This window comes from Streptomyces sp. NPDC006235, from assembly GCF_040613735.1.
GTDB lineage: Bacteria > Actinomycetota > Actinomycetes > Streptomycetales > Streptomycetaceae > Streptomyces.
Genome location: NZ_JBEXSR010000006.1, coordinates 99,992 through 114,362 on the forward strand (window position 1 = coordinate 99,992; position 14,371 = coordinate 114,362).

At 68.0% G+C, this 14,371-nt stretch carries 13 protein-coding genes, 1 tRNA gene and 3 pseudogenes; 12 read left to right on the plus strand and 5 right to left on the minus strand.

Going from position 1 to position 14,371, the window contains the following annotated elements; all coding sequences use genetic code 11:
* Positions 1-298 precede the first annotated feature (298 nt).
* Together ABZ192_RS09725 and ABZ192_RS09730 are read left to right on the plus strand one after the other, a co-directional pair.
* A complete protein-coding gene (locus tag ABZ192_RS09725; RefSeq protein ID WP_356923981.1) occupies positions 299-763 on the plus strand; it encodes a tyrosinase family oxidase copper chaperone in 465 nt (154 codons plus the stop codon).
* A complete protein-coding gene (locus ABZ192_RS09730) occupies positions 747-1,613 on the plus strand; it encodes a tyrosinase family protein (protein WP_356923982.1) in 867 nt (288 codons plus the stop codon). The genes ABZ192_RS09725 and ABZ192_RS09730 overlap by 17 nt, the downstream gene beginning before the upstream one ends.
* Positions 1,614-1,880: 267 nt before the next feature.
* Here the strand turns inward: ABZ192_RS09730 and ABZ192_RS09735 are convergent, their stop codons facing one another.
* The gene (locus ABZ192_RS09735) at positions 1,881-2,846 is read right to left on the minus strand and encodes a D-2-hydroxyacid dehydrogenase family protein (RefSeq protein WP_356923983.1); all 966 of its coding nucleotides are present in this window, start codon (positions 2,844-2,846) and stop codon (positions 1,881-1,883) included.
* A gap of 414 nt (positions 2,847-3,260) precedes the next feature.
* A pseudogene (locus ABZ192_RS09740) lies at positions 3,261-3,491 on the minus strand (UTRA domain-containing protein); the annotation flags it as partial.
* A gap of 32 nt (positions 3,492-3,523) precedes the next feature.
* Here ABZ192_RS09740 and ABZ192_RS09745 point away from each other — a divergent pair.
* A pseudogene (locus ABZ192_RS09745) lies at positions 3,524-3,819 on the plus strand (hypothetical protein).
* 234 nt (positions 3,820-4,053) lie between these two features.
* On the opposite strand, the gene ABZ192_RS09750 reads toward ABZ192_RS09745, so the two are convergent.
* A complete protein-coding gene (locus ABZ192_RS09750; protein WP_356923984.1) occupies positions 4,054-4,446 on the minus strand; it encodes a hypothetical protein in 393 nt (130 codons plus the stop codon).
* Positions 4,447-4,995: 549 nt separating this feature from the next.
* Here ABZ192_RS09750 and ABZ192_RS09755 point away from each other — a divergent pair.
* Positions 4,996-5,319, plus strand: coding sequence for a hypothetical protein (locus ABZ192_RS09755; RefSeq protein WP_356923985.1), 324 nt, complete (start codon positions 4,996-4,998; stop codon positions 5,317-5,319).
* Here the strand turns inward: ABZ192_RS09755 and ABZ192_RS09760 are convergent.
* On the minus strand, positions 5,298-5,561 hold the full coding sequence (locus ABZ192_RS09760) for a hypothetical protein (protein WP_356923986.1): 264 nt from the start codon (positions 5,559-5,561) through the stop codon (positions 5,298-5,300). The genes ABZ192_RS09755 and ABZ192_RS09760 overlap by 22 nt on opposite strands.
* 716 nt (positions 5,562-6,277) lie before the next feature.
* Between ABZ192_RS09760 and ABZ192_RS09765 the strand changes: the two genes are divergently transcribed.
* From ABZ192_RS09765 to ABZ192_RS09795, 7 genes and pseudogenes are all read left to right on the plus strand, one after another.
* The gene (locus tag ABZ192_RS09765; RefSeq protein WP_356923987.1) at positions 6,278-7,162 is read left to right on the plus strand and encodes a YncE family protein; all 885 of its coding nucleotides are present in this window, start codon (positions 6,278-6,280) and stop codon (positions 7,160-7,162) included.
* A gap of 71 nt (positions 7,163-7,233) precedes the next feature.
* Positions 7,234-8,004 carry a tetratricopeptide repeat protein gene (locus ABZ192_RS09770; RefSeq protein WP_356923988.1) on the plus strand — a complete coding sequence of 257 codons (771 nt, stop codon included), beginning with the start codon at positions 7,234-7,236 and terminating at the stop codon, positions 8,002-8,004.
* A 423-nt stretch (positions 8,005-8,427) separates the two neighbouring features.
* Positions 8,428-9,420, plus strand: coding sequence for a hypothetical protein (locus ABZ192_RS09775; protein WP_356923989.1), 993 nt, complete (start codon positions 8,428-8,430; stop codon positions 9,418-9,420).
* 36 nt (positions 9,421-9,456) lie between these two features.
* Positions 9,457-9,603 (plus strand): hypothetical protein, encoded by a 147-nt coding sequence (locus ABZ192_RS09780; protein WP_356923990.1) that lies wholly within the window; start codon positions 9,457-9,459, stop codon positions 9,601-9,603.
* Positions 9,596-10,970 (plus strand): annotated as a pseudogene (gene repSA, locus ABZ192_RS09785) (replication initiator protein RepSA). The gene ABZ192_RS09780 and the pseudogene repSA overlap by 8 nt, the downstream one beginning before the upstream one ends.
* On the plus strand, positions 10,967-11,155 hold the full coding sequence (locus ABZ192_RS09790) for a helix-turn-helix domain-containing protein (RefSeq protein ID WP_356923991.1): 189 nt from the start codon (positions 10,967-10,969) through the stop codon (positions 11,153-11,155). Before repSA ends, ABZ192_RS09790 begins: the two are co-directional and overlap by 4 nt.
* 393 nt (positions 11,156-11,548) lie before the next feature.
* Entirely contained in the window at positions 11,549-12,280 is a 732-nt protein-coding gene (locus ABZ192_RS09795; protein ID WP_356923992.1) for a site-specific integrase, read from the plus strand.
* Positions 12,281-12,367: 87 nt separating this feature from the next.
* On the opposite strand, the gene ABZ192_RS09800 is transcribed toward ABZ192_RS09795, so the two are convergent.
* A tRNA-Arg gene (locus ABZ192_RS09800) sits at positions 12,368-12,443 on the minus strand.
* A gap of 320 nt (positions 12,444-12,763) precedes the next feature.
* Here ABZ192_RS09800 and ABZ192_RS09805 point away from each other — a divergent pair.
* Positions 12,764-14,371 carry a dynamin family protein gene (locus ABZ192_RS09805; RefSeq protein WP_356923993.1) on the plus strand — a complete coding sequence of 536 codons (1,608 nt, stop codon included), beginning with the start codon at positions 12,764-12,766 and terminating at the stop codon, positions 14,369-14,371.

Consider the following 14,371-nt stretch of genomic DNA (forward strand, 5'->3'; position numbering starts at 1 on the left):
AGCACCCTCAAGGGAACCGAGAACGCCCTCGGCCACGAGAGCGCTCGACTGTCTCCGGGACTGAAGGCGCAGGGCTGAGCGGGATTCCCGCGCCGATCCCACCGCGCATGGGATCGGCCCGTCGAGCGTGTGTCACGCGAACCGCCTTTTCAAGGCGAGGAGGAGGCAGGCATTGCGAACCGGCAAACCACCACAGTCACAACCAGCGCGCCCCGCGGCGCCCACGACGGTCGCGCCCGCGGCTGCCGGCTCCGCGCACCCCGCGAAGTCGCCCGCCGTCCACCACGCCAGGTCTACGGTGCGACGCCGTGTGCTGTGGGGGCTGTTCGCATCGGCGTTCACGGCGGCTCTCGCCCCCATCCTGGTGGCGTCGGGAACGACCCCGAAGGCGTCGGGATCGGAGGGGAAGGCGCCGGGACCGGCCGGAGACGGGGAACGGTTCGACGAGACGTACCAGGGGCGCCGCATCGCAGGTGTCAGGTACGACGCCGGGCGGCCCGGGGAGGGCGGCCCGAGCGCGTGGCACGTCACCGTGGACGGGCGGCCGTTGCATCTGATGCGCCGGGCGGACGGCAGCTGGATGAGCATGGTCGACCACTACCAGTCGTACGCGACCCCGCTCGCCGCCGCGCGCGCCGCCGTCGACGAACTCGGCCCCGGCGCACGGCTGGGCACGCCGGGAGAGCGGAGCCGCCGCACGGAGGACAGCCGTACGGGGAACGGGAACGCCGAGGGGGAGCATCGCCATGGTGTACACGCGTAAGGACATCAGCACGCTCACCCGGTCCGAACGGCGCCGGCTTGTCAACGCGCTGCTGGAGCTCAAGCGACGCGGCGAGTACGACGAGTTTGTGCGTACCCACATCGCGTTCTACGCCCCCGACGGCGAGGGTGGCCTGCGCGCCGCCCACATGGCACCTTCCTTCCTGCCCTGGCACCGCAGGTTCCTGCTGGACCTGGAGAACGCACTGCGCCGCGTGGACGAGTCGGTGACCCTGCCGTACTGGGACTGGACGCGCAACCGCAGGCGGACGGCCGTACCGTGGACCGATGACCTGCTCGGCGGCACCGGGCGGCGTTCCGACCGGCAGGTGATGTCCGGCCCCTTCGCCCACCGCAACGGCAAGTGGACGATCAAGGTGGGGATCACCGACACGGAGTTCCTCATGCGGGACCTGGGCCGTCCCCGGGACCCGATCACGCTGCCCACGGCCAAGGACCTGGAGGGGGTCCTCAACGATCCCGTCTACGACACGGCACCGTGGAACTCCGCATCGGCCAAAGGGTTCCGCAACAAGGTGGAGGGGTGGGGGCCCGGGCGGGGCCCCGCTTCGTGGCGCACCCACAACCGGGTCCACCGTTGGGTCGGCGGCCACATGACGGGCGGCGCATCCGTCAACGACCCCGTCTTCTGGTTTCACCACGCCTTCGTGGATCTTCTCTGGTTCCGCTGGCAGCGGCGGCACCCGGGCGCCCGCTATCTCCCCGCGAAGCCGCTCGCCCGAGGGGACGCACAACGCGGCCGAGTCATCGCGCGGCACCAGAAGATGCCGCCGTGGGACGTCACACCGGACGAGTTGGAGGACCAAAGCCGGATCTACCGGTACGCGTAGTCCGTACGAGCCGTGTAGAGGTGCGGCTGCTTGCGCGCAGCACGCGATCGACACGGCGAGGTCCGTGGGCGCGTACCGCGCGGACCAAGGGGTGTCCGCAAGCCCCGCCTGCCCTGCGAGCCCGGCACCTCCCGAAGCTCTTCGAGCAGGGGGACCCCCGCTCTCGCCGCACCGGGCGGACGACGGGACCTTTGCGAACCCCTGGCCGGTTGCAGCCGCCGACGCAGGGGCCGTGACCGCCGGGCGGAGGTCACCAGGCCACACACCTCAGCGGGGCGCCAGAAGCCGTACGGGTGAACCATCCAGAAAGGCCCGGATGTTCTCGACCGCCTGGCCGTAGTACGTCGCGTAGTTGGCCCGGGAGACGTAGCCGAGGTGCGGCGTGGCGAGGAGACGGGGGGCCGTGCGCATCGGGTGGTCGGCCGGGAGGGGTTCGACGTCGAAGACATCGACGCCGGCGCCCGCGATACGGCCCGAGCGCAGGGCGCCGAGCAGAGCGTCCTGGTCGACGATCGCCGCACGCGAGGTGTTGACCAGATAGGCGGTCGGCTTCAGGAGGGCGAGTTCGGCGGGCCCGAGAAGGCCGCGGGTGCGGTCGCTCAGGGCGAGGTGGACCGAGACGAAGTCGCTGTTCGCGAGCAAGTCGGCCTGGGAGGGAGCGAGTTCCACGCCGACGTGGTCGGCGCGCTCGCGGGTGAGGTTCTGGCTCCAGGCGTGGACCTCCATGCCGAAGGCGAGGCCGATCTGTGCGACGCGGCTGCCGATCTTCCCCAGACCGAGGAGCCCGAGGCGCCGGCCGTGCAGGTCGGCGCCGACCGTGCTCTGCCAGGGGCCGCCGGAGCGCAGGGCGCCGCTCTCCTCGACGATGCCGCGGGCGAGGCCGAGCAGCAGTGCCCAGGTCAGTTCGACGGGCGGGGTGGAGGAACTGGCCGTGCCGCACACCGTGACACCGTGCGCCTCGGCGGCCGCGTAGTCGATGACCGAGTTGCGCATGCCGGACGCGACGAGCAGCTTCAGCCGGGGCAGCCGGGCGATCAGCGACCCGGGGAACGGCACCCGCTCGCGCAGGGTCACCACGATGTCGACGTCGGCCAGGGCGGCGGCCAGGGCCTCCTCGCCGTAGATGTGCCGGTCGAAGGACACGACCTCCACGTCGTCTGAGATCACCGACCAGTCGGCGATTTCGGTCGCCACCTTCTGAAAATCGTCCAGCACAGCGCAGCGCAGCCGCATGGCATGCCCCCTTCACAGCCCGTGGTTCGGCCCACGGTTCGGTTTCAGGGATCATGATCGCGCTCGGGTGGTGACGTGGGAAGCCTGCCCCCGTCACCCGGCCACCGCTGCGCCGTACGGCTTCTTCCACGACACGTCGCGGTGCAAACGTGCCCCGACCAACAGGGGGGCGAACGCGAAAACGCCCTCCCGATGGGAGGGCGGAGACTTGCGCCCCGGCAGGACTCGAACCTGCGGCCAAGCGCTTAGAAGGTGCGGGCACAGTGTGGTGGGCCGGTCTGATGACCTCGTCCTGCCGCCGTCCCGGGCCGCTGGGCTCCGCTGTCGTCTTCCGTCGTTGCCGTCAGCGCTGCCGTCACTGCCGTCAGCGGAGACGTCGGCAGATGACCTTGTGTGTCCTCGTAGGACCTGCGCCTATCGGTTGATCGGGATCTCGTAAACGATCTCGCAGTGAGCCGCGGGGACCACGATGTCCGCCGTCTCCACGGGCCGCCCGTCGTCGCTGTCGTACGTCCGCCGAATGTGCGTGACGAGGGCGGCCTTCTGGATGCCCAGAAGTGAGGCTTCCTCGGCGGTCGCCTGTCGTGGCTCGGGCTGTTCCACGGCATGGCTGACGGTGACACCGATCGCGGCCATGCGGTTCACGCCGCCGAGATCACCGAGAGGGGCACACGGGGATGACGGCACATGACGAACTGAGACTTCTCCCGTGGGCAGGGCCGGACGGCAAACCGTGCTACTTGAGCACCGATGACCAAGGCGGCTACGTCTCCCGCCTAGCGGATCACATCGAGGCCTACCAACTCGGCATGGCGTCCCAACTGCTGGAGCACTCGCGTCAGGTACTCGACGACGAGACCGAGGACCGGAGGAGCTGAACCTTCTCGCTGCCCAACTGACCAGCGCATTGCGAGACGTACTGCGAGTAGCGACCAGCCGCGGACGCACGCCGGTTGCGCCTGGACACCCTTGACGGCCTGAGCGGCAGCGGTGTGCAGTGCGGCGGGGAGCCTCGGCAACTGTCCGGGGCTCCCTGTTCTCATCCGGCGTGCACCCCGGCACGCCCGTGGTGGGGCCGAGCCTGATGCCAGCCGCTGCAGGAGTTCGGTCCATGCGCAGCCCGGCTGTGTCGTCGTGCGGTCGCGGTGGCTGCGCCGGGTCGTGCATGGGTGCCTGCGTCCGACGCTGTTGATGTCACTCGTGGATGTCAGCTCGCCGTATCCGCGGGAAGTTTTTCTTGGCGATCAGTGGTGGTGAACTCCATCCACTCGATGCCGGCGACACTGAAACTGGCTCCGGTGTTGGAGGACGCGATGCCCCCGAACTCATGACGTTCGCCTGGCTGTGGGCCGCTGAGGCTCCAGGGGGTGGCGATCTTCCATGCCCACTGAAGGGTGATCAGAAGTGCATCCTCCGGGGCGGAACGCCGGAGGGGAGAGACGAACCGCAGCTCGGCCAGCTCTGGGAACTTCCAGTACCGATCGTAACTTTCGATCTCGATGGTGTGCGGCAACAGTTCTTCGATGCGGCCGACTACTCGCTCGGCACCACGGCGGTCGGTCACGTGCGCGAAGCAGCGCCACCGGATCGTCTCGAACATGCCGACACCGTACGGCTCTTGCAGAACCGTGCTGCGGCCCGTTCCGGCCCAGCCCGCCAGTCCACCTCTAGAACCTCAGCTTGGGAAGCTGCGATTACGTGCGGCCAATTCGGGTGCTGACCTGGGCGAACGGTCGTGGCACGGCCTCGTCGTGCCGACTGCTTTCACCTGTTTCCCCGCTGTTCCCCGAGCGATCTGGTGAACTTGTGGTGCGGCGGTGGTGCGCACATCTTGACCGCAGCTGATCACGGCCCCGTAAGCCTCCGGCGCCTCGAGGGAGATTGGACTTAACGTCCACTGAGCTGCACGGATATCGCTTTCGTGGTCTTTCGGCTCTCCCCAGCCTCAGGCTCTCATACAGCAGGCTCTCGCGGAGCTGACGTATAAAACAGAAAAATACACGCCTAAACCGTTGTGCCGGTAACTAAATGCGATACCTTATTATAGATCCATCGGCAGATCGCGGCATATGTTGCGAAGTCGGCCATATGGTGACTTCATAAAAAAGAAGGCACGAACACGCCACTGCAAGGAGATGGAGGCGTTCTCATGCTTCTGGTCGTGCTCAAGCAACTGGCCTGCCACAAGATGGAAGATTCCACTGAAGACGAGATCATGCTGAGGTCTGGCGGCGCTCAGGTCTTTCCCAATGAGGGCGAGCATGTGATCACCGCAGGTAACTCCGCCTTCATGGAGAAGCCCATCATTTCTGCCGGAGATGTCAACATTGAACTCTGGGAGGAAGACTGGCCCGACCCGGACGATTACCTCGGAACGGTCACCGTGCCCGCGAATGCAACCGGCGCACGGACAGGTGAATTTACTCGCGACGAAGCCCACTACACCCTGCACTACACTGCGGTCCAATTCTGAATGGATCCGCCGGGCCGCATAAGAGAAGCCCGCAGGGTGGCCCGCTCTGCGGCTTCTCTGGCCGGATCCGGGTCCAGCCCGTGCGGGAACCAGCGCAGCTTGTTCCCGATCGCGGTGCGCTGGGCCACCAGCGTGCGCCGCTGGTCGGCCAACAGTTTGATGTGCAACTCGGCCCGTCCAAGGCATGCCTTGGACAGACCGGGCTCGCGCAGAGCGACCCGGGCCACCGCTTCGGCGTCCATCGGGTCGGACTTTCGGACTTCCCGCGCTCCCGGGCCGAGCGCAGTGCGCCGGCCATCAGCCGGGTGTGCACCCGCACCACCGCGTGTACACCGTCGAGCAGGTCGGCCTCGAACCGGCGGGTCGACCGGCGGCAGTCCTCGACTGCTACCAGCACCGGACCGAAGCCGGGCAGCCAGGCCGGCGCCTTGAGATGGTCAGCGGGTCGGGCGGCCACGGTCAGTTCCGCCAGCCGCTCCATCTGCTGGTCGGGGCGCTCGCGTACTCGGGCCGGTGGCGGGCGGTGCTCGGATCAAGTATCGAATTGCGCAGAGTCCCACGCGGGTATGCACGGGATGTGGGTGTGATTGGCTATCTGCCATAGTGGCACAATCAACTACCCCTGTGAGTGGCGCCTCGCATGCAATTGGAGGCGGCAATTCTTGAACAAGACCAGCCGTCATTCACCCTCCTGCCTTACGCGAAGATTCCATGCCGAGATACAGCATGGAACTAGAGATTCGAGGATCACTCGCGCGTCTGTGGCCTCTCACGGACGAGCCAGTGCGCTTCCCGGGTGTCCGCCGTGGAACAACGCCTCACCCATCCGGCAGTCACATCATTACCGGCGTTCGGAGCGACCACCCGACCAATGGGCGGCCCTACGGGCGTTGCACTCCGCCTCCTATGTGAAGGTTGAATGGCGATGAGAATATCCGATACTGAGCAGCCGCGCGTCATGGCCACCATTCCGGTGGGGCTTAGGCCGGTCGCTGTGGCTGTAGATGTCCATAACCACATCTTCGTCACCAACAGCGGATTCAACACCGTGTCGGTGATCGATTCTTCGACCAACACGGTACGAGCAAATGTCGGCGTCGGATTCCGGCCGGAGAGCGTGGCAACCGATCCGCAATTCGGCGTCTACATCGCCAACGGCGGCAACAGTACTGTGTCCGTGATCGACAGGTTCAACGCCGTCATTGCCACCATCGGCATCGGAGGTCCTGCCGGCCCACCACTTTTCGCGATGAGGGTGGCGGTCGACCATCTCATGGGTCGCGCCTATGTGACCGACCGCAGTGGTGACAGGGTGTCGATAATCCGCATCAGCGGGGACCTGCCGCCCGTCGCTCTCGACTTCATCGAGGTCCCTGGTCCCCTTGGGGTGGCAGTTGATCCAGTGAGTCACCGCGTGTACGTCACGCAACCCGACTTCAACAGTGTGTCGGTGGTCGACCCTGCGACCAAGGCGGTAATCTCGACCATCCCGGTCCGACAGCAGCCCACCAATATTGTGATTGATGCCCAGAGGCGTCGTTCTTATGTCGCCAACTCCGGCTTCAACGCGGTGTCTGTGATCGATATTGACACCGGTGGCGTCGCCGATATCGACGTCGGGGCAGGGCCCAATGGTCTAGCGGTTGATTCCCGCGGAGACGTCTACGTCACTCATCCCGACGGCTTGGTCAGATTGATCGATGCCGGGTCCAGCACCGTGATCGCCAGGATCCCGGTCGGCTCTCAACCCGCGGGCCTGGCCTTTGAGCCCCACAGTGATCGCCTGTACGTCGCCAACAGCGGTGACGGCACCGTATCAGCCATTGACCTTGTCGCCCATTAGAGCGGAGCCTGGCCAAAGCCGACGCGTCGGCCGTTCCGCTGCGCAATATATCGCTGCAGGCCGCTGTGGGATTGCCCGAGGCCGTCCTCGCGGGGTGTGTGGCAGCCACTGCCGTCCGCCGTGAGCTGGCCGAGGCCGACCCCGCCGCTTACCTGCCCGAACTCGCCACCTCACTGCACAACCTGTCGATTCGCTATGGGGCGGAAGGGCAATCAGAAGAAGCAGTGTCGGCTGAGGAGGAGGCCACACAAATCCGTCGGGTCCTCGCATCCTCGCATCAGGCCGTCCATGAACCCGACCTCGTGCGATCGCTCCACAGTCTGTCAAGCCGATACGCTTTGGTAGGAGGCCAATCGGAGGCCCTTGCCGCGAGACGCGAGGCCATCGCCCTGCATCGCCGCCGCGCCAAGCTTGGCGATGACGCTGAACTCCGGCCGGGCGAGGAGCTGGCCCGCGACCTCCTGACACATGAAGAGGCTCTTGCCGTATTGGAGCGGGCCCAGGGGCTCAACGATCCTGTCACCGTCACTGCTCGAAACAGCTTCGCCACCATCTGCCAAGAGGCCGGCGACCTGGCGCGCGCCGTCTTCCTGCTCGAGCAAGCCGTCACGGCCGTGGAGCTGACGCTAGGTGCCGACCATCCCGACACCATCACGGCTCGAAACAACCTCGCCGCCGTCTACGAAGCAGAGGGGAACTTGGTACATGCCATTCCGCTGTACGAGGAGAACCTCGCAGCCTCGCAACGCACGCTAGGCCGAAACCACCAGCTGACGAGAACGATAAACGAGCGTCTTGCCGCCATCTCCGCCATCGAGAATGACGGCGCCAGGGGTTCGTGATTCTGCGGACCTGACAGCACGCCCAAGAGCACCTGCGGCCAGGACGGCAGCCATGATCTTCTCCGTCGGAGCCACATCGAAGGCCGCAAGGATGCTGGTCCCCAGGGCGACGGCGATCGTGGCGGACACGTCGAGGTTGCGCCGGCCCCTCAGGTCATGTCACAGGCGTCCCCACGCTGTCATGCCGCTTCCCCCGTCAAGAAGCCCCCCGCAGCCGCCGCAGTTCTGGTTTACCCGCTGATCGAAGGATCACAGGCGAGACAGCCGCAACCTTACGGCGACGCTATACGCTGCGGGCCTGTGACCGGAATCGATCTTGTCAATGGGATAGTCGGGGCCGTCTTCGGCATCATCTTCGCCATACTCTTCCAACAGCCGCTCCAGAACGCCTGGTTCAGGATCCGACGCCGATCCGCCACCGCCGTGCGCAGTCTGACGTACCGCTCAGGCGGCGCCCCGCTCTCCACGTGGTCGACCTTCTCGATCGGGCCACTCCACACGTCGGCGCTCGTCGTCGAGGGCGACGGCGAGCAGGCCATCGCGCCGGAGTCGGTCCGGGTCCAGGTGCTGGACGGGGAGGTAGTCCTCCCCGAGGAGATGGCGCCGTGGCGTGCGGAGATCGAGGCGGCGGAGGAGCAGGCGGAGACATCCGGCACCCGGGTACGCATCTGGAACGGCCCCCGATACGCCGTGGAGGGCCTGGAGATCTCCCGCACTATGCTCGAGGAGCACGCAGACGTCCGACTGCGGCTGCGCCCCACCGACTACTTCACCTTCCTCGCAGCGCAGCAGCTCGACCGCAGGCTTCCCGACGGGGCCACCCCGCGCGAGCGCTACCTCGACCCCGACCACCCCCTGGACGCCCCCGCCTTCCTGCAGTGCAGCTTCGGCGTGAATGTGGCCGTGGTCACCGCCGACCACCTGCTCGTCGTCAGCCGACGAGCCGACAACGTGCGCTCCGGGCCCGGTCTGTGGGGCTCCTCGGTGAACGAGGGGCTCTCCCGGCACATCGACTCAGCTGGCCGTAACGCGCCCGACCTGCACGACGTCGCGCGGCGAGGCATGCGCGAGGAACTCTCCCTTGAGCCGCACGAGTACACGCTCACGATGCTGGCCTTCGTCCTGGACGTCGAACGGCGGCAGTGGAGCGCCCACTTCACCGCACACCTCACTGGTCTGACCGGCGACGCCCTGCAGTCCCGCATCTCACGCGGTGTTGCCGACCGGTGGGAGCACCAGAACATCGAGTATGTGCCGTTCCGTCCGGCGGACGTGGTTCGCTACCTCCTGCGCCCGGACCGCATCCGTCGCTGGGCCCCGGTCACCCCGGCCCTGTTCCACCTGGCCCTGGTGTTCACCCACGGTCGCAGCGCTGTGGAACGCGCCGAGGCCCAGGCCGTCCGTCGCCTGCGCTAGTGCTCTGACCTTCGGCGACCGCATGGGTTCGCCGGGTTGCAGTTGGATGGACGGCGCTGTGCGGCCACCACCGGCGGCCGCGACCGGCACGGCCACCTGCCCACCATCACCGCCAACTACCCGGCCTGCCACGGCCAGGGCACCGTCCCTGCCCGCCGCGCCCCGGAGGGTGCGCGTGCCTGACCTGCTCGACCCGATCACCCTCAGCGACCTGCTGAGGGTGGCTTCGGCATCCGACTACCACCGCTGGCACGAGCAGATCCGCCGCACTGGCGGCTGCGCCGACCCCATCCACCTCACCGGCTGGAGCCTCCACAAGGACAAGACCACCGGCGAGACCCTGCGCCACTACACCACCGCCAACGAACCGGGCGGCCGTCTCCGCGTCGCATGCGGCAACCGACGCGCCTCCCGCTGCCCGTCCTGCGCCTGGACCTACGCGGGCGACACCTACCACCTCCTCCGCGCTGGGCTCGCCGGAGACGACCGACGCGACATCCCCGCCACCGTCCGCGACCACCCCCGCGTCTTCGCCACCCTCACCGCTCCGTCCTTCGGCCCGGTTCACAACCGGCCCGACCGGGGCGTCTGCCGCTGCGGCGCCCACCACCCCGCTGACGACCCGCCCTAGGCACGGCCTTCGAGCCGACCACTTACGACTACGCGGGCGCGGTGCTGTTCAACAACCATGCCGGGCAGCTCTGGCAGCGCTTCACCAACCGCCTCCGCCGCGCGATCGCCGCCCGCGCCGGCATCACCCAACGCGAGCTGAAGGAGTGCGCCCGCCTCTCCTACGGAAACGGCGCCGAGTTCCAGAAACGCGGCGCCCTGCACTTTCACGCCGTGATCCGCATCGACGGACCCGACGGACCCGAGACCGCCCCGCCCTCCTGGGCGACAGTAGATCTCCTTGCCGACTCGATCCGTGCGGCTGCCGCGCACTCCTACACCTCGGTCTCGGTCCCGGCCTCCGAGGACCAACCGGCTCGCACCTTCCGCTGGGGCGCCCAGCTCGACGTCCGGCCCGTGAAGGCCTTCGGCGACGGCTCCGACATCACCGAGCAGGCCGTGGCCTCCTACGTCGCGAAGTACGCCACCAAGGCCGCCGAGAACACCGGCACCCTGGACCGCCGCATCGGCGAACTCGCCGAGTTGGACCGACACCAGGTGCCCGACCACACCCGCCGCCTCATCGAGGTCTGCAAGCAGCTCGACCCGCTCTACCCCGACCGGCGCCTGTGGGTCTGGGCTCACATGCTCGGCTTCCGCGGCCACTTCTCCTCCAAGTCCCGCCGCTACTCCACCACCCTCGGCGCCCTGCGCCAGGCCCGCGCCGAATACCGCGCCGCCCAGGAACACGCCGCCCTCGGCCTGGACGACGTCGAGCCGGACTCCGTCCTGGTCCTGGCCGACTGGCAGTACGCCGGACACGGCCACACCCCCGGCGAATCCGCCTCGCCGCCACCATCGCCCGCGACCTCCAGCTCAACCGCGAAACCGCCCGTGAAGCACTACGCGACCGACTCGCCATGGAAGGAGCCGCAGCATGACCACGGCCACGCCCGAACTGCTGACCGTGCCCGAAGTCATGGCACGGCTCAGGCTCGGACGTTCGACCGTCTACGACCTGATCCGCTCCCGCCGTCTGCTCTCCATCACCGTCGGCCGCTCCCGCCGCATACCGGCTGATGCCCTGCGCGACTTCATAACCCGTGAGATCGAGGAGGCTGCCTGATGGCGAAGCGCAATCCCAATGGCGAGGGCACCATCTACCGCCGCAAGGACGGCCGGTACGAGGGAGCTGGCTACGTCCTGATCCGGACGGCACGTACAAGCGCCGACGGGTCTACGGCCATACAGCGACCAGGGCATTCCTGCGACCGACACGACCGAGAGCCTCGGTACCTATCTCCCGTACTGGCTTGAGCACGTCGTGAGCCACAAGGTGCGGCCTTCGACGGTCTACAGCTACAGCAAGTGCGTGAAAGACGTGCGCCTCTTCCTCGACTGGGCTCGGCAGGCCTGCCAGTGCTGCGCTCAGGGACGTGATGCTGCTCGCCCGGCCGGTGCCCGTCGCTGCTGTGCTGCCACTTCCAAGCGGTGCTGCGAGCGTCGGCTGTCGCCGCGCATGGTCCAGTACCTGCACGCGGTGCTGCGGAACGCCCTCCAGCACGCGGTCCGTGAAGAGCTGGTGCAGCGCAACGTGGCCAAGCTCGTGCAGGTCCAGACTCCTCGGTACCGGGTCGGTCGCGGTCTGTCCGTCGCTGAGGGGAAGAAGCTCCTGGACGAGGTGCGTGACGACCGGCTGAGTGCGGCGTACGTGCTCGCGCTGTACCTCGGGCTCCGACGTGGCGAACTGCTGGGACTCCACTGGTCGGACGTTGACCTGGACGGGGGATCGCTGGAGATCCGTACGGCCCTGCAGCGGGTCAACGGAGAGCTGACGCTCACCGCGCCCAAGACGCGTCGCTCGGAGCGGCCCGTGCCGCTCCCGGCCGTGTGTGTCGACGCACTCCGCCGGCACCGTGAGCGCCAGGCGGAAGAGCGCGAAGCCGCGGGGGAGCAGTGGCAGGAGACCGGCCTGGTCTTCACCACCCGGCGTGGGACCCCGATCGAGCCCCGGAACCTGAACCGGCACTTCTATCCGATCCGCGAGCGGCCCGGCCTGGACGTCCGCTTCCATGACCTGCGCCACACTTGCGTGACCCTGCTGCTGGGTCTCGGCATCCCGCCGCACATCGTTCGCGCCATCGTCGGGCACAGCGCCCTGGATGTGACGATGAACATCTACGCGCACGCCGACATGACGGAGAAGCGGGCCGCTCTGGACAAGCTGGGAGATCTGCTGTCCGACGAGTGACGGGGTCGTTGCCGTCAGCGTTGCCGTCAGAGACACGAAACGCCCTGGAGGGGAGATCCCCTCTGGGGCGTTTTTGCTGGTAGGAGGTGGCGCCCCCGGCAGGACTCGAACCTGCGGCCAAGCGCTTAGAAGGCGCCTGCTCTATCCACTGAGCTACGGGGGCCGGTGTGGTGGCCTCTGTCGTGGTGCCCTGGTGTGGGCTGATCCGTGACGTTGCCGGGGACAAGGATAGGGCTCCCGCGTCCTTGTCCCTGTTGCTTCGCCTCCGTGGCTCGATGTGGAGGTTCGGTGAAGCGGTCCTGATAATCGCAGGCAGGTACGAATCGTGCACCGCTTTTGGCATCTGAGGCATCGGGTGTTGTGCACTCGTTATGCCTCGCGTGGGCCCGCGTCCCACTAGTCCCTTCCGTCCCTTGTGTTCCATCGGCGCGCAGACATGCTCATATGCTTCAGAATTCCCCTAAAATTGGGCATTCTTCACATGTGGTGACCTTGGACGTACGGCCTCAGCTGCTCGACGCACTCTCCGCCCTGCGCGACCGTGTCGCCGCCGCACGCTTCCCGCTGCCCTTGGCGGGGGCCCCACGCGCGCGTGCCAGCCGCGACGAACTGCTCGCCCAGCTCGACGACTACTTGGTGCCCCGGCTGAGAGACCCCCAAGCGCCACTTCTGGCCGTCGTGGGGGGCTCCACCGGAGCCGGGAAGTCCACGCTGGTGAACTCCCTCGTGGGACGGCGGGTCAGCGAGGCCGGAGTGCTGCGGCCGACGACACGGACCCCCGTGCTGGTCTGCCATCCGGAGGATCATCACTGGTTCAGCGGGATGAGGGTGTTGCCCGATCTCACCCGTGTGTGGGTGCCCCAGCAGGACTCCGCGGACGACCTGCTCCTGCCCGGCGAGAACCCCGCGCGCGTGCTGCGCGTCGAGACCGCCGAAACGCTGCCGCCCGGCCTCGCCCTCCTCGACGCCCCCGACATCGACTCCCTCGTGTCCGACAACCGCGTCCTGGCCGCCGAGCTCATCTGCGCGGCCGACATCTGGATCATGGTCACCACGGCCGCCCGGTACGCCGACGCCGTGCCCTGGCACATGCTGCGCACCGCCAAGGAGTACGACGTCACCCTCGTCACCGTCCTGGACCGGGTGCCCCACCAGGTGGTCGCCGAGGTGTCGCGGCAGTACGGGGCCCTGCTCACCAAGGCCGGACTCGGGCACGTGCCGCGGTTCACCGTGCCCGAACTGCCCGAGTCGGCCTGGGGCGGCGGGCTCCTGCCGGCCAGTGCCGTGGCCCAGCTGCGCACCTGGCTCATCCACCACGTCCAGGACCCGGCGGCCCGGCAGCAGGTCGTCGCCCGCACCGCGCACGGCGTCCTCGACTCCCTCAAGTCCCGGATGCCCGAGCTGGCCGGCGCCGCCGCCGCACAGTACGCCGCCGCACTGCGGCTCACCGCCGCCGTCGACGGGGCGTACGACAGCGAGCACAAGCGCGTGCGGGGCCGGTTGCAGGCGGGGGCGGTGCTCGCGGGAGACGCCCTCAAGCGGTGGCGCGCCTTCCCCCTGGACTGCACCGCCGGTGAACTCCTCGACGCGCTCGTGGAGAGCCTGAGCGCGCTGCTGCTGTGCGCCGTCACCGCAGCCGACGAGCGCATCGACGACGCCTGGCGGCGCGAACCCGCGGCGGCCGCCCCCGGGCTCGCCGATCGCGAACCCGCCGCGGAGAGCGCCGAGCACCGGATCGGTCTCGCCCTACGGCGGTGGCGGCGGGAGTTGGAGGAGTACGCCGAGGACGAGGTACGAGAGCTCGACCGGAACCTCTCGCCCGACCCGGAACTGGTCGCCGCCCTCGTCGCCACCTCCCTGCTGGGCGGCCGGCGGGGACGGATGGCCGGGGAGGGGCTCGCCGAGCGGATCGGCGCCCACGGCGCACTGCGGCTGCGCGACCGGGCCGGACGGCTGCTCGCCGAGCACGTCGACCGGGTCCTGCACACCGAACGCGAGCGTCGGCTCGCCCCGCTCGACGCCCTCGACGTCCACCCCGAGCCCCAGGCCGAACTCATCGCCGCGCTGTCCGTACTGCAGAAGGAGAGGTGA

Coding starts and splice junctions, on each gene's coding strand:
- ABZ192_RS09730 (WP_356923982.1), top strand. CDS start 747: ATGGTGTACACGCGTAAGGACATCAGCACGCTCACCCGGTCCGAACGG.
- ABZ192_RS09735 (WP_356923983.1), bottom strand. CDS start 2,846: ATGCGGCTGCGCTGCGCTGTGCTGGACGATTTTCAGAAGGTGGCGACC.
- ABZ192_RS09750 (WP_356923984.1), bottom strand. CDS start 4,446: ATGTTCGAGACGATCCGGTGGCGCTGCTTCGCGCACGTGACCGACCGC.
- ABZ192_RS09755 (WP_356923985.1), top strand. CDS start 4,996: ATGCTTCTGGTCGTGCTCAAGCAACTGGCCTGCCACAAGATGGAAGAT.
- ABZ192_RS09760 (WP_356923986.1), bottom strand. CDS start 5,561: ATGGACGCCGAAGCGGTGGCCCGGGTCGCTCTGCGCGAGCCCGGTCTG.
- ABZ192_RS09765 (WP_356923987.1), top strand. CDS start 6,278: ATGGCCACCATTCCGGTGGGGCTTAGGCCGGTCGCTGTGGCTGTAGAT.
- ABZ192_RS09790 (WP_356923991.1), top strand. CDS start 10,967: ATGACCACGGCCACGCCCGAACTGCTGACCGTGCCCGAAGTCATGGCA.
- ABZ192_RS09795 (WP_356923992.1), top strand. CDS start 11,549: ATGGTCCAGTACCTGCACGCGGTGCTGCGGAACGCCCTCCAGCACGCG.